Annotated in this window: 18 protein-coding genes and 6 pseudogenes; 10 read left to right on the top strand and 14 right to left on the bottom strand. The window is 71.8% G+C overall.

Going from position 1 to position 23592, the window contains the following annotated elements; genetic code table 11:
• Positions 1 to 87 precede the first annotated feature (87 nt).
• The 4 genes from UG55_RS15790 to UG55_RS15775 all read right to left on the bottom strand — a co-directional run bounded on the left by UG55_RS15790 (position 88) and on the right by UG55_RS15775 (position 6129).
• Complete coding sequence (locus UG55_RS15790) at positions 88 to 1917, bottom strand: ABC transporter ATP-binding protein (RefSeq protein WP_066069208.1); 1830 nt, start codon at positions 1915 to 1917, stop codon at positions 88 to 90.
• Positions 1910 to 3643 (bottom strand): ABC transporter ATP-binding protein, encoded by a 1734-nt coding sequence (locus tag UG55_RS15785; RefSeq protein ID WP_066069204.1) that lies wholly within the window; start codon positions 3641 to 3643, stop codon positions 1910 to 1912. Before UG55_RS15785 ends, UG55_RS15790 begins: the two co-directional genes overlap by 8 nt.
• Positions 3644 to 3719: 76 nt before the next feature.
• A complete protein-coding gene (locus UG55_RS15780) occupies positions 3720 to 4850 on the bottom strand; it encodes an iron chelate uptake ABC transporter family permease subunit (RefSeq protein ID WP_083986852.1) in 1131 nt (376 codons plus the stop codon).
• An 85-nt stretch (positions 4851 to 4935) separates the two neighbouring features.
• Positions 4936 to 6129 (bottom strand): iron ABC transporter permease, encoded by a 1194-nt coding sequence (locus tag UG55_RS15775; protein ID WP_242424574.1) that lies wholly within the window; start codon positions 6127 to 6129, stop codon positions 4936 to 4938.
• Positions 6130 to 6444: 315 nt separating this feature from the next.
• On the opposite strand from UG55_RS15775, the gene UG55_RS15770 reads away from it, so the two are divergent.
• Positions 6445 to 7389 carry an ABC transporter ATP-binding protein gene (locus tag UG55_RS15770; RefSeq protein ID WP_066069369.1) on the top strand — a complete coding sequence of 315 codons (945 nt, stop codon included), beginning with the start codon at positions 6445 to 6447 and terminating at the stop codon, positions 7387 to 7389.
• A 26-nt stretch (positions 7390 to 7415) separates the two neighbouring features.
• Here the strand turns inward: UG55_RS15770 and UG55_RS15765 are convergent, their stop codons facing one another.
• On the bottom strand, positions 7416 to 8693 hold the full coding sequence (locus tag UG55_RS15765) for an isochorismate synthase (protein WP_242424572.1): 1278 nt from the start codon (positions 8691 to 8693) through the stop codon (positions 7416 to 7418).
• A gap of 441 nt (positions 8694 to 9134) precedes the next feature.
• Between UG55_RS15765 and UG55_RS37720 the strand changes: the two are divergent.
• The 3 genes and pseudogenes from UG55_RS37720 to UG55_RS15755 form a co-directional block, all read left to right on the top strand.
• A pseudogene (locus UG55_RS37720) lies at positions 9135 to 9593 on the top strand (SidA/IucD/PvdA family monooxygenase); the annotation flags it as partial.
• Between the two features lies 1 nt (position 9594).
• The coding region (locus UG55_RS15760) for a SidA/IucD/PvdA family monooxygenase (protein WP_242424571.1) at positions 9595 to 10526 on the top strand (932 nt) is incomplete at its 5' end.
• 495 nt (positions 10527 to 11021) lie between these two features.
• The gene (locus tag UG55_RS15755) at positions 11022 to 11801 is read left to right on the top strand and encodes a hypothetical protein (RefSeq protein ID WP_066069194.1); all 780 of its coding nucleotides are present in this window, start codon (positions 11022 to 11024) and stop codon (positions 11799 to 11801) included.
• A 23-nt stretch (positions 11802 to 11824) separates the two neighbouring features.
• On the opposite strand, the gene UG55_RS15750 is transcribed toward UG55_RS15755, so the two are convergent.
• The 7 genes and pseudogenes from UG55_RS15750 to UG55_RS37700 form a co-directional block, all read right to left on the bottom strand.
• Entirely contained in the window at positions 11825 to 12649 is an 825-nt protein-coding gene (locus UG55_RS15750; protein WP_199865152.1) for a siderophore-interacting protein, read from the bottom strand.
• A gap of 264 nt (positions 12650 to 12913) precedes the next feature.
• Positions 12914 to 13390, bottom strand: a complete 477-nt coding sequence (locus tag UG55_RS15745) for a hypothetical protein (RefSeq protein WP_066069189.1) — start codon at positions 13388 to 13390, stop codon at positions 12914 to 12916.
• A 115-nt stretch (positions 13391 to 13505) separates the two neighbouring features.
• The gene (locus UG55_RS15740; protein ID WP_242424565.1) at positions 13506 to 15830 is read right to left on the bottom strand and encodes a RecQ family ATP-dependent DNA helicase; all 2325 of its coding nucleotides are present in this window, start codon (positions 15828 to 15830) and stop codon (positions 13506 to 13508) included.
• 122 nt (positions 15831 to 15952) lie between these two features.
• A pseudogene (locus tag UG55_RS37715) lies at positions 15953 to 16349 on the bottom strand (RHO alpha subunit C-terminal catalytic domain-containing protein); the annotation flags it as partial.
• A gap of 1 nt (position 16350) precedes the next feature.
• Positions 16351 to 16879 (bottom strand): annotated as a pseudogene (locus UG55_RS37710) (SRPBCC family protein); the annotation flags it as partial.
• A 1-nt stretch (position 16880) separates the two neighbouring features.
• Positions 16881 to 17072: pseudogene (locus tag UG55_RS37705) on the bottom strand (Rieske 2Fe-2S domain-containing protein); the annotation flags it as partial.
• A gap of 1 nt (position 17073) precedes the next feature.
• A pseudogene (locus UG55_RS37700) lies at positions 17074 to 17227 on the bottom strand (aromatic ring-hydroxylating dioxygenase subunit alpha); the annotation flags it as partial.
• Positions 17228 to 17355: 128 nt separating this feature from the next.
• Here UG55_RS37700 and UG55_RS15730 point away from each other — a divergent pair.
• Positions 17356 to 19062, top strand: coding sequence for an aldo/keto reductase (locus tag UG55_RS15730; RefSeq protein ID WP_066069182.1), 1707 nt, complete (start codon positions 17356 to 17358; stop codon positions 19060 to 19062).
• Positions 19063 to 19173: 111 nt separating this feature from the next.
• Entirely contained in the window at positions 19174 to 19959 is a 786-nt protein-coding gene (locus UG55_RS15725) for an SDR family NAD(P)-dependent oxidoreductase (protein WP_066069179.1), read from the top strand.
• A gap of 371 nt (positions 19960 to 20330) precedes the next feature.
• On the opposite strand, the gene UG55_RS15720 is transcribed toward UG55_RS15725, so the two are convergent.
• Entirely contained in the window at positions 20331 to 20645 is a 315-nt protein-coding gene (locus UG55_RS15720; protein ID WP_128423015.1) for a hypothetical protein, read from the bottom strand.
• A 727-nt stretch (positions 20646 to 21372) separates the two neighbouring features.
• Between UG55_RS15720 and UG55_RS28560 the strand changes: the two genes are divergently transcribed.
• Positions 21373 to 21837, top strand: coding sequence for a hypothetical protein (locus UG55_RS28560; RefSeq protein ID WP_128423013.1), 465 nt, complete (start codon positions 21373 to 21375; stop codon positions 21835 to 21837).
• Positions 21838 to 22127: 290 nt separating this feature from the next.
• Here the strand turns inward: UG55_RS28560 and UG55_RS27405 are convergent, their stop codons facing one another.
• Positions 22128 to 22403, bottom strand: a complete 276-nt coding sequence (locus UG55_RS27405; RefSeq protein ID WP_083986849.1) for an SCO4848 family membrane protein — start codon at positions 22401 to 22403, stop codon at positions 22128 to 22130.
• A 200-nt stretch (positions 22404 to 22603) separates the two neighbouring features.
• Here UG55_RS27405 and UG55_RS15705 point away from each other — a divergent pair, with 200 nt between their 5' ends.
• The 3 genes and pseudogenes from UG55_RS15705 to UG55_RS15700 form a co-directional block, all read left to right on the top strand.
• A complete protein-coding gene (locus tag UG55_RS15705; protein WP_066069165.1) occupies positions 22604 to 22864 on the top strand; it encodes a hypothetical protein in 261 nt (86 codons plus the stop codon).
• Positions 22861 to 22954 (top strand): annotated as a pseudogene (locus UG55_RS37695) (VapC toxin family PIN domain ribonuclease); the annotation flags it as partial. The gene UG55_RS15705 and the pseudogene UG55_RS37695, both read left to right, overlap by 4 nt.
• 1 nt (position 22955) lies before the next feature.
• Positions 22956 to 23268: type II toxin-antitoxin system VapC family toxin (locus UG55_RS15700; protein WP_242424562.1), on the top strand; the 313-nt coding region annotated here is incomplete at its 5' end.
• Positions 23269 to 23592: the final 324 nt, after the last annotated feature.

The following is a 23592-nucleotide window of genomic DNA, read 5'->3' as shown; positions in this document are numbered from 1 at the left end:
GCCGTCTCCTCGGATCGCGTCGTCAGGGTAAGGCCAACCTTAGTGGTATTAGGTAAGGCTAGGCTAAGTTCGGCCGCTTGTCAGCCTTTAGGCGCGATCGGTGGCGACGTGCCCGTTATGCGCCTGACCAGGCACGGAGGGTGCGTGGTCGGCGGTGACGATCCGCCCGGCGGCCAGCCCGACACGGCGAGGCAGGCGGTCGATCGTGGACTGACGGTGTGCGATCACGATCAGGGTCCGGCCTGGGCGCAGATGCTCGACCGCGGTCTCCAGCCGGCGCGCCACTTCGGGATCCAGGTCGGCCGTGGCCTCGTCCAGCACCAGCACCGGCGGGTCGACCAGCGCCGCCCGCAGCAGGCCGACGATCTGGCGCTCGCCCGCGGACAGCAGCTCGCCGCGGGCCCCCACCGACGCGTCCAGCCCGCCGGGCAGCCCCGACACCCACTCGCCGAGCCCCAGCGCGGTCACCGCCCGCTCCATCGCCGCCCGGTCGGGCTCGCCCGGCGCCAGCGCCAGATTCTCCGCGAGTGACCCGGTGATGATGTGGACCTGCTGCGGCACCAGCACGATGCGGGAGCGGATCTCGGCGGGCGACACGGTGCTCAGGTCGACGCCGCCGAAAGTCACCGCCCCGCTGTCCGGCTGGTAGAGGCCGCAGAGCAGCTTCGCGAGCGTGGTCTTGCCGGAACCGGTCGTACCCACGAGGCCGGCGCGGTCGCCGGCCGGGAAGCTGACCGACACGCCGCGGAGCACGTCGTCCCCGGCCGTCCCGTACCCGAACCGCAGCTCCGTCGCCGCCAGCTCCCCGCGGGCCGGCAGCGACCCGCCGCCCGCCGAGGCGCTGTCCGCCGGGACGCCCGACGCCGAGGTCTCGGTCGCAGACGAACCGGTCGCCGAGGTCTCCGTCGCCGAGGAACCGGTCGCCGAGGTGTCGGTCGCGTCGAGCAGGTCGATCAGCCGCGCCACACCCACCCGGGCCGTCTGCAGCTGCCCGATCAGCCGGGAGAGCCCGGCGATGCCCTCGAACAGGTTGCGGGTGGCCAGGACGAAGACCACGACGGCGCCCACCCCGAGGTGACCGGCCCGGGCCAGCCACACGCTCAGCAGCAGCAGCGCGGCCGTCGCCAGCCCTTCGAGCAGGTTGAACAGCTCCAACCGGTTCTGCGCCCCGATGGTCCCGTTGGACGCCCGCAGCAGCTCGTCGTTGTCGCGGCGGAACCGCTCGACCCACTCTCCGGGACGCCCGACGACCACCAGCGCCTCGCTCGCGGCCAGCGTCTCGGTGAAGGTCGCGGTCATCGCCGCGTCCGCGGTGGCCTGCCGGCCGAACGCCCGGCCCGCCACCCGGTTGAACCACCAGATGACCGCGAACGCCGCCGGGAGGAAGAGCACGATGAGCATCAGGGCCAGCAGCGGCGAGTAGACGATCAGCAGGATCGTCGTCAGCACCACGGTGAGCCCGATGCCGAGCAGGTTCGGCACCTGCTCGCGGATGAACAGCGCCAGGTCGGCGATCTCGCCGGTGGCACGGCGGAGCAGGTCTCCGGTGCGGTGGGCCTCCACGAACCGCAGCGGCGCGCCGGCCAGGCGTTCCACGACCAGGTCGCGCAGGTCCTGCACGACCCGTTCGCCGGCCCGGGCCAGCAGCAGCTCCGACCAGCGAAGCAGCAGCAGGCGGGCCAGGACGACCACCGCCAGGGCACCCACCGACCACCACAGCGCCGTGCGGTCACGGTCGATCACGGCGTCGACACCGCGGCCGACCACGGGCGCGATCCCGACCACGGCCGCCGTGCTCGCCACCGTGACGAGGAGCGCCAGCGCGAGCAGCGCGCGGTGCGGGCGCAGGTACACCCACCCGCGGCGCAGCGCGCCCGCGGTGTCCGGTTCTTCCGTCAGCAGGCGGGCCTCAGCCACGGTGACCTCCGGTGGTGGGCAGGGCCGCCTCGTCGCCGGAGCGGGTGATGGGCAGGGCCGCGCCGTCGCCGGAGCGGGTGGTGGTCCGGTCGGGGGGTGGCAGGGTCACCACGCGGTCCGCGGCGGCCAGCACCGCCGGCCGGTGGGAGACGACGATGAGCGTGCCGTCCGGGTTCCACTCGCGCAGCCGCCGCAGGACGGCCGCCTCGGTCTCGACGTCCAGCGCCGAGGTGACGTCGTCGAGCACCAGCACCGCGGGACGTCCGAGCAGGCCGCGGGCCAGCGCGAGCCGCTGCCCCTGCCCCCCGGAAAGGGTTCCGCCGCGCTCGCCGAGCACCGTGTCGTACTGGTCGGGCAGGCTCATGACGAACTCGTCGAGGGCGGCGGCGTGGCAGGCGGCCCGCAGCTCGGCCAGCTCGAGGTCACGGCCGAGGCGCAGGTTGTCGGCGACCGTCCCGGAGAGCACGAGCGGGCGCTGCGGGACGAGCCCGATCCGGGTCAGCACCTCCGTCCGCGACGCGGAACGCAGGTCCACCCCGCCGAAGCGGAGGGTGCCCGACGCCGGGTCGTCGATCCGGCACAGCAGGCGGGTCAGGGTCGACTTGCCGGACCCGGTCGGGCCGGTGATCGCCACGAACTCGCCCGGCCCGGCGCTCAGGTCGACCGGCCCGAGGATGGCCCGCCCGTCCTCGCCGCGGACGACGACCGCCGCGGCTTCCAGGACCCCGCCCGCGGGAAGCGGCACCGGGTCGGCGTCGTCCGCCGCCATCCCCGGGGTGTCGAGCACCTCGGCGATGCGGGTCGCCGCGACCCGGGCCTGGCCGCGGCCGGCGAGCAGGTCGACCAGGATGGCGATGGCCAGCGCGAGGGTGGTCATCCACGAGGTGAACGCGACGAGGCCGCCCACGGTCAGGTCGCCGCGGATGGCGGCGGTGCCGCCGAGGCCGAGGCCGACCGCGATGGCCAGCCGAGGCAGCGCCGGCGGCACCGCGGACCACCAGGCCGAGACCCCGGCGACCCGCAGCGAGGTGCCGGTGACCGTGCGGGAGAGGCCGTGGTGGCGGCGGACCAGCACCCGCTCGCCGCCCAGGCCCCGCACCGCGGCGCTGGCGGAGAGCAGGTCCTCGACGGCGTCCGCGCGGGTGCTGTGCGCTTCGGATAGCGCCTCGTTGGCGGCGTCGTAGCGGCCGGGGAAGAACGCGTTGGCCAGCCCGACCAGCGGCACGGTGACCAGGCCGACGACCAGCAGCAGCGGGTCGAGCAGACCCAGCGCGGGCAGGACGACGACCAGGGTGACGATCACCCGGACCCAGATGTTGAGGTTCTGCAGCCACAGGCGGACCAGGTCGACGTCCCGGGTGACCCGCATGGCGAGGTCACCGCGCCCGAACCGGGCCAGCGCCGGGCGGTCCAGCACGGTCACCTTGTCGATCAGCGCGGCGCGCAGCCCGTGCGCGACCCGGTTGGCCGCGATACCCGACCACCACTGGCCGCCCACCCCGCCGAGCAGGAAGGCGAGGGAGACCGCCGCGGTGACGAGCGCCCAGCGCACCGTGTCCCCCACGTCGAGCGGGGTGATGCCGTCGTCGAGGGCGTGCTGGATGCACCAGGGCAACGCGAGCATCGCCAGCTGCTGGACGAGGGTGGCCAGCACGCTCAGCGACAGCGGGCCGGGCATCGAGCGGAGCTGCGCCCACAGGACGGTGTTGCCGGCTGACATGGTCATCGGGACCACTCCATCGTGGGTGCGGAATAGTTGGGAGAAGGCCAGGCCAGCGGATTTTTCGACGCCACCGCGCCGGTCAAGTCCGCCGCCGCTGGCGGGACAGCAGCCACACCAGGTACAGGCCGCCGACCGCGTTCGTCGCCACGCCCACCGGCAGCTGCGACGGCGCGAACATCCGCTGGGCGGCCAGGTCGCTCACCACCACCACCAGCGCGCCGAGCAGCGCCGCCGGGACGAGGGCCGCCCCCGGCGAGCGAGCCAGGTGCCGGGCGAGCTGCGGCGCGGCCAGCGCCACGAATCCGATCGGCCCCGCCGCGGCCGTCGCGCAGGCGGCGAGCGCCGCGCCCGTCGCGAGCAGGGTCAGCCGGGTGCGCTCCACCGGGACGCCCAGTGCCCGCGCGGCGTCGGAACCCATCGCGAGCATCGACAGCCGCCGGCCCAGAAACCACGCCGTCGGCAGCAGCACCACCAGCGCGATCGCCAGCGGGCGCACGTTGTCCCAGCTCCGCCGGTTCAGGCTGCCCAGCAGCCAGGTCTGCGCGGTGATCGCGTCACCGAGCGAGGCCCGGGTGATCAGGTAGGAGTTCACCGCGGTGAGCATGGACGCCGTCCCGATGCCCACCAGGATCAGCCGCGGCCCGGCGACCCCGCGCCGGAACGACAGCAGATAGATCGCCACGGCCGTCACCAACCCGCCGACGAGCGCGCCGAAGGACGTCTCGTAGGTGTTGCCGTGCAGGACCAGGATGACGATCACCGCTCCGGTGGACGAACCCGCCGTGAAGCCGATGACATCCGGGCTGCCGAGCGGGTTCGCCGTCATCGTCTGGAAGATCGCTCCGCTGACGGCGAGCGCGGCGCCGACCATGATCCCGGTGAGCAGCCGGGGCAGCCGGAGGTCGAGGATGACGAAATCCGTCCCCGGGCTGCCCTGGCCGAGCAGGCTGTCGACCACCGCCCCGACCGGGACGTGGAAGTCGCCCGTCGTCAGGGCCACCGCACCGGCGGCCAGGATCGCGACGAACAGGCCCACGCAGACCACCAGGCCGCGGCCGTCGATCCGCAGGGACAGCCGGTCGGCGCGGTCGCGGACGACCCAGCCCCGGGTCGGCACGCCGCCCACCGCCGCGCTGGTCACCGCGCTGGTCACCGCCGCGCTGGTCACCGCCGCGCCGCCCACCGCCGTGCCCGTCACCGCCCGCGTCATGGCCCGCTCACCTCCCCCGCCCCGTCACCGTCGTGGGTCCCGGCGGTGGCCACGATCATCGTGGCCAGCCCGGGATGCGGTCCGCTCACAATCGGCCCAACCGTGCGCGCCGACACAGCACGATGAACACCGGGGCACCCACGAGCGCGGTGACGACCCCGACCTCCAGTTCGGCGGGGGCGATGATGAGCCGGCCCACGACATCGGCGACCAGCAGCAGTGTCGGCGCGAGAACGGCGGAGTACGCGATCACCCAGCGCTGGTCCGGCCCGCAGATCGCGCGGGCGACGTGCGGCACAGCGAGTCCCACGAAGGTGATGGGCCCGGCGACCGCGGTGCCGGCGCCGCACATCAGCGCGATCGCGAGCACGCCCTGCACCCGGGTCCACCGAACGTTGACGCCGAGGCCCCGCCCGGAGTCCTCCCCCATCGCCAGGGCGTTGAGCGCCGGCGCGATCGCGACGGCCAGCGCGACACCCACACTGATGAACGGCGCGACGGCGCCGACCTGGGCGAGGCTGGCCCGGTTCAGCGCGGCGACGTCCCAGAAGCGCAGCCGGTCGAACGTCTCGTGGTCGAGGAAGGCGACACCGTAGGTGAAGGCGGCGAGCACCGCGCTCAGCGCCGCGCCGGCGACGATGAGGCGCTCGGGCGCCACCGCCGCCCGGCCGGTCGCGCCGAGCACGTAGACCGCGACGGAGGCGAGCGCCGCGCCGATCAGCGCGAACCAGACATAGCCCGCCGGCGTCGTGACCCCCAGGAACGACACGGCGGCCACGACCGCCGCCGACGCGCCCAGGTTGACGCCGAGCAGACCCGGGTCGGCCAGCGAGTTGCGGGTCAGCGCCTGCGCCAACGTGCCGGCAACCCCGAGCCCGAGGCCGACGACGAGGCCGACGAGCGTCCGCGGCACGCGCAGGTCGTGGACGATGATGGCGGCTTCCGAGCGGTCGTCGTGCCAGAGCACCTGCCACACCTCGGCCGGCGGCAGCTGCTTGGCGCCGAGGGCCACACTGGCCAGGACGCCGCCCGCGAGCAGCACCAGCGCGGCGGCGAGCCCGAGCGGACGGACAGCCCTGCGGGCCCCTGACTCACCAGCACCGCCCGCCTGACCAGCCCTGCCCGCCTGACCAGCCCCGCGCGCCTCACCAGCCTCGTCTGATCGGCCCGACCCAGCCGCCTCGTCAGGCCGCCCGCGCCGCCCATCGGGCGGGGTGGGTGTTCGCGCCCCCGGCAGCACGAGCTCGGCGGGCTTCCGGATCGCCGCTCCTTGGTCCACGTGGCCATTTAGGTCAGGCTTACCTCTATCCGTCAACTCCGCATGCATCGGACTCACCACCGACCGCGCCGGATGCCACGGATCGCCCCTTGACCAGTCACGACACCAGCCCACACGATAAGTGAGGTTCACTTAATATGACGCGGATTGGTTGAGGTCTTGGACATACGACGCGGAAAGCGCCACGCGACGGACCGGCCCGGGAGCGACGGATCCCGCGGCCCCGACGGGACGGATCGCACGCGAGCCGCGTCGAGCGCCCCGGGCCCGCTGGACCCGGCCGACCTGGCGGGCCCGGTGGCCCCGGCCGCCGCGGTGGCCCCGGCCGGCGCGGCCGGTGCCTCGACGTCCGGCGGGGCCCGCCTGTATGCCGAGGACCTCACCCTCGCCTACGAACAGCGCGTCGTCGCCACCGACCTGGGCCTGCGCATCCCGGACAACTCCTTCACGGTGATCGTCGGCCCGAACGCCTGCGGCAAGTCGACGCTGCTGCGGGCGCTGGCCAGGATGCTGCGCCCGCGCACCGGCGCGGTCTACCTGGACGGGGCGCTCATCCGGTCGCTGCCGTCCAAGGAGGTCGCCCGCCGGCTGGGGCTGCTGCCGCAGACCTCGATCGCCCCGAGCGGCATCCTCGTCTCCGACCTGGTGGCCCGGGGCCGCTACCCGCACCAGCGGCTGCTGCGCCAGTGGTCGCGGCAGGACGACGAGGCCGTCCGCGACGCCCTCGCCGCGACCAACACCCAGGATCTCGCCGACCGTTACGTCGACGAGCTCTCCGGCGGCCAGCGCCAGCGGGTGTGGCTCGCGATGGCGCTGGCCCAGCAGACCCCGATCATGCTGTTGGACGAGCCGACGACCTTCCTCGATCTCGCGCACCAGATCGAGATCCTCGACCTGTGCGCGGACCTGCACGAGGAGAGCAACCGCACACTCGTCGCGGTCCTGCACGACCTCAACCAGGCCTGCCGCTACGCCACGCACCTGGTCGCGATGAAGGCCGGCCGGATCGTGGCGCAGGGCGACCCGACCGAGGTCGTCACCGCGGAGCTGGTCGAGGAGGTGTTCGGGCTGCCCTGCGTCGTGGTCCCCGACCCCGAGAGCGGCACGCCGCTGGTGGTGCCCGCGGACCGTTCCCGGCGCCGGGCCGCCCAGGGCGCGCGCGCCGCCCGGGGCCTGGATCTCGGCCTCGAGCCCGGCGCGCCGGGCGGGGCGGGCGACGCGGGCGGTGCGGGCGACGCCATGGCCCTCAGCGCGCGCTGACCGCCTCGCGGGCCGGCGAGCGGGCATCAGAGGTCGTCCCCCAGCCCCATCGCCCGGCCCAGCGTGCGGAACTTCGCCGAGGTCTCGGCGAGCTCGTCCGCCGGCCGGGATTCGGCGACGATCCCGGCACCGGCGAACAGGCGCAGGGAGCCGTCCGAGGCGATCTCGGCGCAGCGGATCGCCAGGGCCCACTCGCCGTCGCCCTCGGCGTCGCACCAGCCGACCAGGCCGGTGTAGCTACCCCGGTCGAACGGCTCCAGCTCGTTGAGGGCCGCCCGGGCGGCGGACGTCGGCCAGCCGCACACGGCCGGGGTGGGATGCAGGGCCGCGGCGAGCCGCAGCGACGACACCGAAGGGTCGGCCAGCCAGCCGCTGATCCTGGTGGACAGATGCCACATGGTCGCGGTGCGGATCAGGCTGGGGGCCGCGGGGACGTCCAGCCCGAGGCAGAACGGGCGCAGCGCGTCGGCGACCGCGCCGACGACGACGGCGTGCTCGTGGGCGTCCTTCGCCGAGGCGAGCAGTGCCGCGGCCCGGCGGCGGTCCTCCTGCGGATCGGCGCTGCGGGCCGCGGAACCGGCCAGCGGATTGCTGACGACCAGCGGCCCGCGCCGGGAGAGCAGGAGTTCCGGGCTCGCCCCGACCAGCGTGCCGCCCACACTCCCGTACACGCCCGGCTGGCCGATCGCCGGCAGCGGTGCCTGCGCCCCGAAAACGAACGCCTGCGGATCGCGCCGGGCGAGCCGGCGGAGCAGGGCGGCGGCGTCCACCGGGCCGGGTACCCGCAGGGTGCGGGCCAGCACGACCTTGTCGAGTTCCCCGGCCCGCAGCATCCGCACCGCGCGGGCGACGCCGGCGGCGTAGTCGGCGGGGGTGGGCAGCGCCTCCAGCCGCCCGCTGGCGCGCACGGCCATCTCCGGCTCGGGGTGGGGGTGGGGGGCCAGCGGGTCCAGGCTGTCGTCGGGGGCGGCGGCCGGGTTCCTCGGCCGCGCGACGGGGACGTCCAACGGCTCGGACTCGCGCACCGCCGCGGGGACGACGAGGCGGCCGGGTCGGTTCAGGTCGAAGGGGACGACCCCGACGGCGATCGGCGAGCGACGGGTGCCGGTCCAGCCGGCACCGGCGAACTGGTCGAGACCGGTGTAGCCGGCGAGTTCGCCGCTGATGCTGTCCGCGGCCAGCCCCCACGGGCCGGCGGCCACCAGCGCCGCCGCCCCCTCGGCGAGCAGCACGCCCCGCCGCGAGGCGAAGAGGAAGGACCCCCCGGATCGATAGTCCGCCAGCAGGTCCGCCGGCTCGGTCAACAGCGGAAGCAACGGTCCTCCGAGTGTGTGTTGGGCTCGCGGTCGGCGTCGGACGTGTCGCCGGGCGTATTAGGTGAACCTAACCTACATAACCTCGCGATACAGGTCAGGCGCCTACGAGTGACCCAGACCGCCCATCCGACTCACTTGACCACCAACCGCATCCCACCTAAGTTAGGTTCACTTAACACCCACAACACCGTCAAGAGGGGCCACGCGACTCCAACCGGCCGGAGCCTCCCGACCGGAACACCTCGACCACCCAGGGCAACCGTCCGACCCCGGCGGGCCTGTCGGCTCACCGGGACAACCACCCCGACCTCGGCGAACACCTTGACAGCGCAACATGTCCGTCCGAACATAGGTAAAGTTAGCCTAAGTTAATATTTCGGATCACACGGATCGATCCGAAGACTGAATCAACCGACATGAGGGNCAGCCGTGGGAGACCGTTCACCGATTGCGGAACTCGGCGTTCACGACGTCATCGGAGTCGGCTTCGGGCCCTCGAACATCGCCCTGGCCATCGCGATCGAGGAACACAACAGCAGTGTCTCCGCGGGGGCCGCGCTCCGCGCCGTTTTCCTGGAACGGCAGCAGCGCTTCGGCTGGCACCGGGGGATGCTGCTGGACGGCGCGACCATGCAGGTCTCCTATCTCAAGGACCTGGTCACGCTGCGCAATCCGGCCAGTAGTTTCAGCTTTCTCTCCTACCTGCATTCCCAGGACCGCCTGGTCGATTTCATCAACCTCAAGACGATGTACCCGCTGCGGTGCGAGTACCACGACTATCTGGAATGGGCCGCGAACCGGCTCTCGGACGTCGTCGAATACGACACCGAGGTCCTCGACCTGCAGCCGGTCTTCCAGGACGGCGTCATCGCCTACATCGACGTGATCNGCCGGCGGCCGGGCCAGCCCGATCGCACCGTCGTCCGGCGGGCTCGCAACGTCGTCATCGCGGCCGGGCTCGAACCCCGCGTTCCCGCCGGCGTGGAGCTCGACGACCGCACCTGGCACAACCACCAGCTTCTGCACCGGCTGGAGAACCTGCCGGAGCTGCCCCGGCAGCGCTTCGTCGTGGTCGGGGCCGGGCAGAGCGCCGCCGAGGCGACCGAGCACCTGCACTCCCGGTTCCCGCAGGCCGAGATCTACGCCGTGTTCGCCCGCTACGGCCTGAGCCCGGCCGACAACAGCGGTTTCGTCAACCAGATCTTCGACCCGGACGCGGTCGGCGAGTTCTACCACGCGCCGGAAAGCGTCCGGTCGATGCTGCTCTCCTACCATCGCGGCACGAACTATTCCGCGGTCGATCTGGACCTGATCGACGAGCTGTACCGCCGCACCTACCAGGAGAAGATCCGCGGCCCGCGCCGGCTGCACTTCCTGCGGGCGTCGACGGTGGAGTCCTACGAGAAACTGGCGGACGGCACCCGGCTGCACATCCGCCACCTTTCGACCGGGGACAAACGGCTCCTCGACACCGACATCGTCGTTCTCGCCACCGGCTACGACGCCCGCGACCCCCGCCGGGTGCTCGGCGGCCTGGAATCCTCCTGCCTGGTCGGCGAGGACGGGCGGCTACAGGTGGGCCGGGACTACAGCGTCGACACGAAACCCGAGACCACCGCCGGGATCTACATCCCCGGCGCCAGCGAATACGCGCACGGCATCTCCTCTTCGCTGCTGTCGAACATCTCCGTCCGGGCCGGGGAGATCCTGGGCTCGGTGCTCCGCCGCGCCGAGCTGGAGACGCCGCTGGCGGGCGTGGCTTCAGGGGTCCCGGAGCCGCGGTACCTGCCGGCGCCGCACAACCCGCAGCCACAGAACTGACCGACGCGGCCGCCCCAACCACCCACCCACCGCACCTCACCGAGCCTCACCGCACCTCATCCGCACCTCACCGACGCCGTCGTGGTCGTGGCGGCCTCGGTGAGTGGTTCGACCGTCGCCCGACCCGGCGGCCCGCCGTGACGACCACGTCGGGCTGCCGGCGAGGCGCCGGCCCGCCGGACGCGAACCGATGGGTGCGGAAGGCCGCTCCGCCGGCACCCGGCACCCGGCACCCGGCACCCGGCACCCGGCACCCGGCACCCGGCACCCACGGGACTCCGAGGCCCTCCACCCCCGCTGTCAAGGGGGGCATCACGAACAAGCACCGGACGCCACCGGGCCGAATTCTCTCCGGATATTCAGTAGACGACACATGTCTCGCGGAAGACATCCCAGGAATTGGCATGAATACCTTTCCTCCGGCATCGTTTTGCTCGTCGTCAACGGCGGTTCGCGCCGTTCGACACCGGCTGAGCGAACACACGGAGGTAGGCGATGGGCGGCATTCGGCGGCGCCGGGGCGCGCTGCGGGCGGTGTCCGGTGGGATCGCCGCGGCGGCGTTGGCGGTCACGGTCGCCGGCTGTCAGGAGGGCACCCTCACGCTCCCGGACACGGCCGCGCCCACGGCGAGCGCGCCCGCGGCGACCGGGCCGGCGGCCCCGTCCGAGCGACCCACCGGCGCACCCGCGCGGGAGCTGCGCGCGAACGACTACCTGCTCACCGCCGGTCCCGAGACGGCGGACTTCGAACGCTCGGGCGCCGCCGGCCAGAGCGAGCAGGACAGCTCGATGCGCGCGGAGGTCGCCGCCTGCGTCGGGGTTCCGGGCTACGATCCGCCGCCCCCCTCGGACGAGGCGACCGGTGACAGGTTCGCCAACATCGAGGAGTCCGACTTCACGGCGTCCAGCCGGGCGAAGATTCTTCCGGCGGAGCAGATTCGCCAGGACGCGGAGATCGTGACCAACCCGCGTTTCGGTGACTGCTTCCGCGGCTCCCTGGAAGAACAGCTGGCGGGCGCGGGAACCGACGACATCAGCTACGAGATCGTCGCGGTCGAGACACCGACCCCGCCGCGCGGCGTCACCGCGCTTGTCCGCACCTCGCTGGGCATCTCGGACCAGTACGACACCTACGGCTACGTGTACGACACGTTCTACTTCTACGTCGGCCGGGTGGCGGTCGAGCTCACCGTCATCAATGTGCAGAACGTCCCGCCGCGCACCATCGAGCAGGGCTTCATCGACCAGATCGCCGAGAAGCTGACCCATCAGTAGCCGGCCGGGAGCGGCCGTCGGCGTCAGTCCTCGCCGACGGCCTCCTGGTGATCGAGCTCGATCACACCACGCCTCCAGTAGCCGTCGACGTCGACCCGCTCCTTGGGGAGGCCCAGCTCCCGGCGCAGGTAGCGGCGGATGGGGCGCAGCATCGTCGCCTCACCGGCGAACCACACCAGGCCCTCGCCCGGGGGCAGGGTGAGCGCCCGGACCGCCGCCTCCAGCGGGGAGCCGGCGCCGGCCGGCGCCGGGCCGTGGTGCAGCCAGGTCAGCGACACGTCGGCCGCCGACGTCAGCTCCTGCTCCTCGGCCGGGCCCGCCACCTGCACGAAGACGAACGTGGGCACGCCGGCCGGCAACTCCGCCAGGCGGCGGGCGAGTGCCGGCAGCCCGGTCTCGTCCGCGCCGAGCAGGTACCAGGGGTAGTCACCGGTGTAGTGCACCGAGCCGCGCGGCCCCAGCACGCCGATCACCTTCCCCGGCCTTGCCTCCCGGGCCCAGGTGGTGGCGATGCCGTGGCCGTGCAGCACCATGTCGACGTCGATTTCCAGCCGCTCGGGGCGCCAGGCGCGGACGGTGTAGTCCCGCAGGATCGGGAGCGGCCCATTCGGGTCCTGCTCCCCCAGGTCGTCCGGCCTGACGACCGGCAGCACCGGAAGATCCGCGCCGGGTGCCGGGAAGCAGAGCTTCACGTGGTCGTCGGGCGAACCCGCCTGGCCGTCCTGGAAGCCCGCCATCTCCTCCCCGCCGAGGGTCACCCGCACCATGCGGGGCGTCAGCCGGGTGACTCGGCGGACCTCTACCAGGCGGTTACGCAGGGGATACAGCACCGTCGTCGGGCCAGACACCACAGGCCGCACATCCACTGCCATCGCTGATCTCGCCTGCCTTCCTGCATCCCTGAATCAGGGCAGGGCTGACGGCCCCTGCTCGATCCTGGGCAAGTAAAGGAAAGCTAACTTAATCACGAAGCTCATTTCATCGCAACAAACCCACATCGGAGACACCACGGCCCGTGTCGCGTCATCGCAACAGCGCTGGCGCCAGCGCCGACACACGCGGCCAGGGTGGGTCGAGCCGGGTCGAGACACCCCGCCACGGCGACGACTCCGTCACACCATGGCCTCGGCCACGGCGGCGTTCGCGGCGGCGACCTCCCCGCGGTACACGATCGAGACCCGCAGCTTCTCGCCGGCCAACCTGCTCGTTCCCCACAGACCCCTGACCGGGCCCAGAGCGGTCTGCCGTGGCAGGCGCGCGAGCGGCGCCTGCCACTTCGGCGTGAACGGCGAGAACGGGCCGGCGGCGAGCACCAGGATGCCCTGGTCGGTGACGGCCACAATCCTGTTCTCCACCGAGACCAGCAGGATCACGAGAGCGGCGGCGTAGCAGACCACCAGAACACCGAAGCCAAGGAAATAGAGATCGGGAAAAAGATGACCGACCAGCAGGGTCGGCAAGGAGCCCAGGATCATGAGAAGGCCGGGGGCGAAAGACGGCCCGGCCTGCGCCGGAAACGCCTGCTGAACGCGCTCTCCTGGGACGAGGAAGGGCGCCAGGTGACCGGTGATCCTGGCCCGCAGCGCCATCGAGGACCTCGCTCTTCATGGGGCGGGAAAGCCTGGATTCGGTTTTGATCTTACCGGCCCCGGGCAGGCGGCGGGCCCTGTCCGTAACGCGCGCAGCCACCGCCGCGGTCAGCCGTCAGCCGCTCTCGACCGCCAGGGTCAGCGGCAGCACGGCGGGTGCGCCGGCCGCGCGCAGCACCCGGGCGGCGGCCGTCATCGTCCAGCCCGTGACGACCAGATCGTCCACCAGCAACACCGGACCGGCCAGCTCACCGAGCGCCCGGGACAGCGCGGGCGGCGCCTCGAACGCGGACCACAGCCCGGCGAGCCGGTGCGCGCTGTTGTGCACCTGGCCCGCGAACGGCCCGTCCGCGACCCGAGCCAGCTCCCCGAGCAGCGGCAACCGGCCCACCTCGGCGACACGCTTCCCGAAGTCGGCGACGAGTCGCGGACGGGTCCGCGACCCGATGGTCACCACAGCCGCCGGGCGCTGTTCCCACTGCCAGGCGGCGAGCATCCGCACCACCGCGTCGAACACGTCGTCGGGCACCGGCGCGTCCAGACCCCCTTCCCGGCCGGCGCTCCCCGGGCCGCCGGTGAACATGGGCCGCAGCCTGTTTCCCCAGCCCAGATCGTTGAGCCGCGCCAGTGCCCGCCCGGACCTCGCCGCGGCGGAGGCCGGAATCCGGCCGGAGGCGTCGATACCCAGTGTGCGCATGCCGGTGGGCCACATCTTGCGCGGCTCGATGACGACTCCGGGGCGGTGCAGTTCGGCGCGGGCACTGGCCCGCGCACCGGCGGAGACGTCCGAAGCCCAGGCCTGGCCGGTGCACCGGTCGCACCGGCCGCACGGGCGGGCGTGCGGGTCGTCGAGGGCGCGGCGCAGGAACTCCATCCGGCAGGACGGGGTCGCGATGTAGTCGAGCATCGCCTGCTCCTCGGCCGCACGGGCCGCCGCGACCCGCGCGTACCGGCGTGCGTCGTAGGCCCACGGCTGCCCGGTGTGCTCCCAGCCGCCCTTGACCCGCCGCACGGCGCCGTCGGTGTCCAGCACCTTCAGCATCTGTTCCAGGCGGCTGGGCCCCAGGTCGACCACGGCGAGCAACGCCTGGGTCGACATCGGCCTGGATGCCTGCTCCAGCGCACCGAGCACCCCCCGCACCAGCTGCTCGGGCGGGAAGGACGTGTCGGCGAAGTACCGCCAGATGGCGCGGTCCTCCGCGGCCGGCAGCAGGATCGCCTCGGCCGACTCCAGCGCGCGGCCCGCCCGGCCGACCTGCTGGTAGTAGGCGATCGGCGAGTTCGGCGCCCCGACATGGACCACGAAGCCGAGGTCCGGCTTGTCGAACCCCATGCCCAGCGCGCTGGTGGCGATCAGGGCCTTGACCCGGTTCGCGAGCAGGTCCTCCTCGGCCACGATCCGCTCGGCCGGCTCCGTCCCGCCGTGGTAGGTCGCCACGGCGTGCCCCTGGGCCCGCAGGAACCCGGTCAGCTCCTCGGCCGCCGGCTTGGTGAGCGTGTAGACGATCCCGGAGCCGGGAAGCTCGGCGAGGCGATCCGCGAGCCAGCCGAACCGCTCCTCGGCGCTGGGCAGCGTGACGACCGCGAGGCGCAGGCTCTCCCGCTCCAGCGGGCCGCGCAGGACCAACGTCTCGGCGCCGGCCGAGCCCGCGCCGAGCTGCTCGCTGACGTCCTCGACCACCCGCGCGTTCGCGGTGGCGGTCGTGGCGAGCACAGGCACCTCCGGGCGCAGCCCGCCGATCAGCGACCGCAGGCGGCGGTAGTCCGGCCGGAAGTCGTGGCCCCAGTCGGAGATGCAGTGTGCCTCGTCGATGACGAGCAGGCCCGTCGTGCGGGCCAGCTCCGGCAGGTACTCGTCCCGGAACTTCGGGTTGTTCAGCCGCTCCGGGCCGACCAGCAGCAGATCGAGCTCGCCGGCCCGCAGCGCGCCGTAGACCTCGTCCCACTCGGTGAGGTTGCCCGAATGGATCTCCCCGGCGCGGACCCCGAGCCGCGCGGCGGCGGCCGCCTGGTTGCGGATGAGAGCGAGCAGCGGCGAGACGATCACCGTGGGCCCGACCGGTGCGCCACCGGCGCTCCGGCCGCCCCGCAGCAGCGCCGTGGCCAGGAAGTAGACGGCCGACTTCCCCCACCCCGTGCGCTGGACGAGCAGCACCCGGCGCCGGCCGGTCACGAGTGCGTCGATCGCCCGCCACTGATCGTCACGCAGGGCCGCCTCCGGACCGGCCAGCGCCCGCAGCAGTTCCTCGGCCCGGGCGCGCGGCACCCCGGCACCGGCACCGGCACCGACACCGACACCGGCACCGACACCGGCACCGACACCGGCGGATGCCGCGCCGCCCGGCTCAGTGCCGGAGGGCGGCACCGTGCCGAGGGGTGCCGGGCCGGAGAGTGCCGTACCGAAGGGTGCCGTGCCGGGGTGCGCAGCCTGGTCCGCCATGCCCCCTGTCTACCGGACGCCACCGACCGGTTCGGCTGGCGCCGGCGAGAGGTCCGGTCGAGGCCACCGACACGCCCGGCGAAGAGCCACCGAGGGGTCCGCCGCCGCCGGAAGGTCCGCGGTCAGTGCCCGCCGGCCATCTCCCGCTGGTAGGCGGCCACCCGGTCACCGGCGCTGCGGTGCAGGTGCCGGACGGCGAGCTCCTGGTCGTTGAGCGGGAACTCCCGGACGACCCGGGTCTCCAGCATCTTCTGGGTGGCCTCCAGCGTGTTGCAGTCCTGGAGGGCGAACTCCTTGAACGTCACCGCGGCCAGCTCGTGGCGAAGTCGGTCACCGGGGGTCTTCGGCGGGACGAAGTACAGCGTCCCCTCGAAAATGTGCCGGTTGTAGGCGGTCGGCCAGTAGTGATACGTGAGGTACCAGCCCGGCGCCCACACCACGATCATGAAGTTGGGGAAGAAGACGTAGGAATCCAGTCCCCAGGCCTTGTGCCCGGCCGGGTTCACCCCCGGCGGAAGCNGGTCGAGGCCGGCGATGTCGGGGCGGTCCCACGGGCCGAAGTTGCCGCTGCGCAGTGCCCGCTCGATCGGCTTGACCATCTTGAGGTCCCGAGGCGGGGCCATGCCGCCCCACGCCGACTGCATCGAGTGCGGACCGTCCAGCTCGTAGTGCAGCGACTCGTAGCCGTAGCCCATGAGCTTCTGCGACTCCTCGCTCACGTACTGCTTCGCGTGCAGCACGGGTGCGTGGTAGAACTCGGCGAACGCGTCGAGATAGAGCTTCCAGTTGCTGCCGACGTCGGCCCGGTACCGGTAGACCTCCGTCATCTCGCCGAACGGGTAGCCCTCGAGACCGGCGGCGAAACGCCCGAGATACTCGCGCAGCGGCCCGGCCTCGTTGTCGAAGTTGACGAAGACGAACCCCTCCCACACCTCGCAGCGCACCGGAACGAGGCCGTAGTCCGCCTTGTCGAAATCGAAGAACTCGGACTCCTGCTGCACAAACGTGCAGGCACCGTCCAGCCCGTAGCGCCAGGCGTGGTATTTGCANGTGAACTGCCGCGCCGTGCCGCTGGTCTCCGCCTGCGGGAAGTCGTTCCAGACCAGCTTGTTGCCGCGGTGCCGACAGACGTTGTGGAAGGCCCGCACCTGCTCTTCGGCGTCCCGCACGATGATCACCGACGCGTTCGCGGCGTGGATCTCCCGGGTGAAATAGGACCCCCTGCGCGGGACCTGCTCCACCNGGCCGACGTTCAGCCAGGTCCGCCGGAAGATGGCCGCGCGCTCGAGCTCGTAGTGCTCGGGGGAGATCGAGTCCTCGAAGGAGACCGGCCCCGTGCCGAGGTCGGGGTAGTGCTCCGTCCAGCTGCCTTCGGCGGGCTTGGAGAAGTAGGCCATGGGACTGCCTCCGGGACTGCGGCCAGGTCGGACGGGCAAAAACGTACGACGGCGTCCGGTTTCGGTCAACCGGCGGACCGGAGGGCCTCGCCTTGACCCAGAAGCAGACGTGCTCGTACGTTTTTTCGGTGGAGCCCAGATCTGACGACAGCGGACGGTCCCGCGCCGGCCGGCCGACGTCCGAGGAGGCCGCCAGGCTCACCGAGAAGCTGCGGCGGGCCGCCGTCGACACCTTCCTCGAGTACGGCTACGACCGCACCACGATGGAGGCCGTCGCGCGGGCCGCCGGCGTCACCAAGAGCACCCTGTACAGCCGCTACCCCGACAAGAGGACGCTGTTCATCGCCGTCAGCTCCTGGGCGCTCACCCGGCAGGAACGCGACGCCAGGGTCCTCGAACCGCTGCCGGACGATCTCGCCGCCAGCCTGACCCTGATCGCGAGGGCGATCCTGGCCCGCTCCGTCGACCCGGACATCGTGCGGCTGAGCCGGATGGCCATCGCCGAATCGGCCCGCTTCCCGGAGTTCGCGGCCAGTTCCCAGGCGACCACCTGGTCACCCCGCATCCAGGTCATCATCGATCTTCTCCATGACCACCAGCAGGCGGGAGCCGTGTCCGTCCCGGACATCACGCTGGCCGCCGAGCAGTTCTTCGCCATGGTCGGGGCGATGCCGGCCTGGCTCGCGGCCTACGGCATCTACCGCACCCCCGAGATGGAGGAGCAGCGTCTTCAGCACGCCGTGCGCCTCTTCCTGAGCGGAGTCCTGACCCGCGACCACCCGGCGCCCGTGCCCGTGCCCGTGCCCGTCCCCGCACCCGCACCCGCACCCGCCGTGGCGTCCACCATGCCCGCGGCTACCGGGCCGATGCGCATGCGTTACCAGCGGCTGGGCCGAAGTGGTCTCTACGTCTCCCAGCTCGGACTGGCAGCCACGACCTTCGGTGCCCCCGGCCGAGGCTGTGACCAGCGGACCGCCGCCGACATCCTCGCGCGCTACCTCGACGCCGGCGGCAACTTCGTCGACACCACCGACCTGCCCGGCACCACCGACCTGCCCGGCACCGCCGAGGAGATCTGCGGCGCGGCGCTGCGCGGCAGGCGCTCGGAGGTCGTGCTCGCCGCCACCGCCGGTGCCGCACCGGACCCGGCCCGCCACGGCACCCGCAACAGCCGGCGCCACCTGCGCGCCGCCTGCGACGCCAGCCTGCGCCGGCTCGGAACCGACCACATCGATCTCTACCAGCTCGGTGCCGACGATCCGACGACTCCGCTGGAGGAGACCATCGAGGCACTCGATGATCTCGTCCGCGCGGGCAAGGTTCTCTACGTCGGCGCGACCGGCTTCCCCGCCTACCGCCTCATGAAGGCCCTCGCCGCCAGCGACCGGTCCGGCCGGGCCCGTTTCGTCTCAGCGCGGGGGGCGTACGGCCCGACCGTCCGCGCCGCGGAACGCGAGCACTTCCCGCTCCTCGCCGAGGAAGGCCTGGGCTTCATCGGCGTCCCGGCCCTCGGGCCGGACCAGCCCGAACCAGTCGCCGCACCTGTCGCTGGCGCTGGCACTGACATGGGCCCCGGCCCCGGCACTGGCCCTGCCAGCACTCCCGGGCGCCCGGTCGGCGACACACGCCTCGCCGCCGTGCGGGCGGCCGCCAGGCGGCTCGGCTGCACCGCCGCGCAGCTCGCGCTGGCCTGGCAGTGGACGAAGCCGGTCGCCACGGCCAGCGTCGCCGTCTCGACCACCACCCAGCTGGACGAGGTACTCGCCGCCTCGGGGCTGGAGATCCCCACCGAGATCATCGCGGAGCTTGATCGCGCCACCGGGCCTGCCGACTGACCAGGACACCGCGCACCTCACCCAACCGCACGCCTCACCCAACCGCGCACCACACCCAACCCCGCGGCGCACGACACACGGCGCGGGCAGTTGACGCTGAAAGGATCACACATGGCCGGCACACTGATCGGCAAGGTCGCCGTCGTCACGGGCGGCGGTTCGGGAATCGGACGCTCGTGTGCGCTTCGGCTCGCGCGGGACGGCGCCAAGGTCGCCGTCCTCGACCTCAATGAGGGTGCCGCGAAGGACGTCGCGGCCGAGATCGCGGCCGCGACGTCGACCGCGACCGAAGGCGGATCAGCGCACTCCGTCGGCGTCGGCGTCGACGTCGCCGACCGCGCGAGCGTCGAGGCCGCGTTGGCGGAAGTGCGCGACCAGCTCGGGCCGATCGCCATCCTGGTGAACTCCGCCGGCAAGACCGGATACCACCGGTTCCTCGACATCTCCCTGGAGAAGTGGACGTCCATTCTGACCGTGAACCTGACGGGGACCTTCCACTGCTGCCAGGTGGCCGCCCCGGACATGATCGAGGCCGGCTGGGGCCGGATCGTGAACATCTCCTCGTCCAGTGCCCACAGCGGCCAGCCCTACATGACCCACTACGTCGCCTCCAAAGCCGGCGTCATCGGTTTCACCAAGGCCCTCGCCCTCGAACTCGGCCCCGCCGGAATCACCGTCAACACCATCCCGCCCGGCTTCGTCGACACCCCGATGCTGCGCCACAGTGAGGAAAAGGGCCGCTTCGGCGCGACTGTGGACGAGCACGCCGCCCGCACCCCGGTCCGCCGCGTCGGCCGGCCCGAGGACATCGCCGCGGCCTGCTCCTTCCTCGTCTCCGAGGAAGCCGGCTACATCACCGGCCAGATCATCGGCGTCAACGGCGGCCGCAACACCTGACCCGGCCTTCGCCGCGCCCGCTCCAACAGCCGTGGGCGCGACGGGAAGGTCACTACGCCGGCCTCATGATCGCCGAGCTGACGTTCAGCGTCGACAACCCTGGTCACGGGCACCCGCGCGACCACGCTGTTACCGGGCGAGCATGGCCTCCAGCGCGATCAGACCGGCCCGGGAGAGGTACAGCCGCGCAGGCGGTTGACGACGAAGTCGGCATAGCCAGGCCGGGTCTCCCCGGCGCTGTCGACAGAGCGACCGGAACTGATCAACCGATCAGACGAGGCGGCATCGCTGGGGGNACAGGGGCTGCCCGCACGGGCTCCGCGCCCCCACGGCTTTCCTTCGTTCCGAACCAGCCACGGTGGCCCGGCTATCTACCCGGCCTTGCCCCGGCCCTCCCGCCGGATCGCACCGGCCACGAGCAAGGTGCTCGCCGGCCGGAGAACAAACAGCAGGATCAGTCCGTACCTCGCGAACGGCGGGTCCTGAACATAGGTGCCCTCGGCCAGTGACCAGGTACACCGGTTTCCCGGCGGCCCCCAGACCCAGCTTTGCTGGCCGTAGTCAGAATCGTGCATGAGCGCCGGGCAGCCCAGTACGGCCTCGCTCGTCAGCAGGAGAATCCAACCAAGGAAGCAGACCAGCCACCCACCAAGCGAAAGCAGCACCGCCCCGCGGGCACCACGCATCATCCCGCCAGTTTCTCCTTACACCGGGACGCGCCATCCGGCGGGGCCGTTTCGGCGCCCGGATCAGGGTCGCCCTATCAGGCGGGCTCGCGGCCGAGCACACCGTGCCCCGGCCGCGCGGCGAAGTCCCGCACGAGCTGGCGGATCCAGTCGTAGTCGACCACAGCCGCCGCGAAGCCCGCGACATCATGGCTGCCGGGGAGGAGCCGGTTCGGGGGCGGGAAATACTGGACGCCATCCGGCCCGGTACGCGCCCGCTGCCGATAGCCAGCACGCAGTGCGGCATTGAACTGGCTGTGTTCTCCGGACCCGAGGATCACTCTCAGGTCGACGGCGATCCGCTCCTGCCGGTCGAGCCATTGCGCACGCGCCCCGAGCGCCACTTGGCGAGGCCGCAGATAGATGCCGTACTCTCGCGGGCGCAGCGCGGTCTCGATGTGCTGGACGGCGTGCCGGCCGATCGCNGTGTCCGGGAGCAGCTGGGCGAAGTACCCGACCTGTGCGCTGGCAGGAGCCGCGCGCAGGTGCGGATCCCGCTCCACCGTCATCCGGGCCCACCGGGTCACTTCCGCCCCGTCGGATGTTGACACCTCCGCCGCACTCCCGGCACGCCGCGGCGCGACGTCTCGGGATCCCACGATCCAGGCCGCCGAACGTGCCATCACCGCTAGAATTAATCGCGCCGCGGGCTGCCAGCCCGCCTGCCAGGATCGGGGGGACGGTAACCTTGCACGACCCATCCCGCCCGGCACTCACCCACGAAGACGCACCAAGGCCACCCCTCCCGCCGCCGTGGTACTTCTGGCTGGAGATTCGTGAGAGGCAGCCAGAGGGCTCGACCGCGATTCTTGGCTACTCCTATTGCGGAGCGGTTCTTTTCATCGCAGTCTCAGTCGGCTTCATCTTCCGCAACGAGGCGGCGGCCGGAATTCTCGGAATTATACTGCTGACGGGTGGCTGCATCGCACTGTTTTCGGCGACAGTGCCGATGCGACTGCGTTACCGCCGCTACCAGCGCTATCTCGACCAGGGCACCATGATGACCCGGCTCAACCGCCGCCGCTGGGCCGACGACGTCGAAGCGGAACTGTGGCATCAGCGGCCGCGATGGACCAGGAAGGCGGACAGGCTCCTCGGGCGAGATCTCCCCGAACCAACCTGGCCGTCGGGCCACCGGAATCTGCGCCGCTGACCCATCCCAGGAGACACCGGCGGCAGCCGTCCGGATGAGCCGCGCCGACCACCGCCTCCGGAACTACCCGTCGCCGCTCGACCAAGGCCCGCGGCGGACCGGGATGTCCCGCGGCGAACAGTGTTTCCGGAGCCGGCGGGGTCGACGGAACCGGGAACCTACCCGCAACGGGGTGTACACCCCGCCCTGCCAGACCCCAAGACCACCACGTCCGGCGGCGCGAGTGGCGGCTACTTCGGCGGTGGCGGCGACTCCGGTGGCGGCGGGGTGCTACCCGGTCCGCAGCGGCCTCAGCGACCGGAGCTGATCAGTCGGTCAGGAGTAGCCGCATCACCGGACGCACCGGGACGGCCTGCTCGCGCCCCGCGGATGCCGAGCCAGCCGACGCCCGATCCAATCGCCAGAGAAGAGACGACCAGGACAAGATGAACGGTGAAGAAGCTGGTCGGCCCGTCATCCCAGGAGCGGTCGTCCTTCCAGATGTTCTTCAGGAAATTCGGCCAGATGGCCCACGTCCACACACCCACCGCGATCAAGAACCACGACGCACGCTTCGACAGAGTCACTCCACCAGCCTCGCACCCACAGCCTCCGTGGCCTCCCTGTGGACGCGCGATTTCAGCCACGCCGATCGCCCGTAGGGTGGGACCAGTAGACGGCATCCCTGAGAGCTTGCTGTTTGAGTGGTGGGAACGTCGCTGTGCCGCGCCCCCGAGCGAGCGATCGACAGCGGGTGAGACGAGTGAACCAAAGTTACGATGTCGCCATGACGGAGATGCCGCTTCCCCCCGACGACCAGCTTGCCGAGGTCGTCCGAGAGGCTGCCGCGTCTGGTCAGGTCGTCTACCTGACGGACAAGGGCCAGCGGTTGGCCGCGATCGTGCCGGCAGGTCTCGCCGAACTCCTCGAACGGGTCGAGACGACCAACGGACGGCGCGTACTCGGCGCCCGGGGCGCAGGCCGCAGCGGCCGGCAGGACATCTCCGAGCGCATGGAGGAGATCCTCGCCAACGAGGTGGCGTCATAGCCCTCGTAGTCGACGCCGGCCCGCTCTACGCGTACGTCGACGCCGACGACCAACATCACGAGGCCTGCGCGGATCTGCTGGAAACCCACCNCGGACCGCTGATCGTCCCCACCCTTGTAATCACCGAGGTGGTCTACCTACTCGGTACCCGACTCGGCACGCAGGCTGAACTGCGTTTCCTCGCGGACTTGGCCTCCGGTGCGTTCGATGTCGAGACCGTCCACCCAACCGACTGGCTGAGGATCGCCGATCTGGTCAACCAGTACCGCAGCCTGCCCCTGGGCACCGTGGACGCATCGGTGATCGCCTGCGCGGAACGACTCGGCGTCGACGAGGTCGCCACCGTCGACCGCCGGCACTTCACTGTCGTCAAAGCCAATCGGACGCTCACGCTACTGCCCTAGCCGATCATCGATCGAGGCGGCAGGCTTCCAGAGTGTGACGTGCGCGCGTCCAGCGAGACCCTCCTTCGCGGGTAACCCACCATCTGGCCCCGCAACCGCTGGCCGATCATCTGTGGCCCAGACCCAGTACCTAGGTCATAAGTGAATGTTCTACAAATTCGGCCAGATGGCCCACGTCCACACACCCACCGCGATCAGGAACCAGGACGCACGCTTCGACAGAGTCACCCTGATGCGCCCCTTTGCATCCGGCCAGGTCCTATTAAGCTGATTTACGCGGCATCCTGCTTTTTCAGGTATTCGTCGTAGGCCTGTTGTGGGGTG

The sequence above is a fragment of the Frankia sp. EI5c genome (assembly GCF_001636565.1).
GTDB lineage: Bacteria > Actinomycetota > Actinomycetes > Frankiales > Frankiaceae > Parafrankia.
Note: the sequence above shows the minus strand (reverse complement) of the source record. Positions and strands in the feature narration are given on the sequence as shown.

Excerpts from the sequence above, each read along its gene's own strand:
- UG55_RS15785 (WP_066069204.1), bottom strand. The coding sequence starts at position 3,643 with ATGACCATGTCAGCCGGCAACACCGTCCTGTGGGCGCAGCTCCGCTCG.
- UG55_RS15780 (WP_083986852.1), bottom strand. The coding sequence starts at position 4,850 with ATGACGCGGGCGGTGACGGGCACGGCGGTGGGCGGCGCGGCGGTGACC.
- UG55_RS15755 (WP_066069194.1), top strand. The coding sequence starts at position 11,022 with ATGGGCGGCATTCGGCGGCGCCGGGGCGCGCTGCGGGCGGTGTCCGGT.
- UG55_RS15745 (WP_066069189.1), bottom strand. The coding sequence starts at position 13,390 with ATGGCGCTGCGGGCCAGGATCACCGGTCACCTGGCGCCCTTCCTCGTC.
- UG55_RS15740 (WP_242424565.1), bottom strand. The coding sequence starts at position 15,830 with ATGGCGGACCAGGCTGCGCACCCCGGCACGGCACCCTTCGGTACGGCA.
- UG55_RS15725 (WP_066069179.1), top strand. The coding sequence starts at position 19,174 with ATGGCCGGCACACTGATCGGCAAGGTCGCCGTCGTCACGGGCGGCGGT.
- UG55_RS15720 (WP_128423015.1), bottom strand. The coding sequence starts at position 20,645 with ATGCGTGGTGCCCGCGGGGCGGTGCTGCTTTCGCTTGGTGGGTGGCTG.
- UG55_RS15705 (WP_066069165.1), top strand. The coding sequence starts at position 22,604 with ATGACGGAGATGCCGCTTCCCCCCGACGACCAGCTTGCCGAGGTCGTC.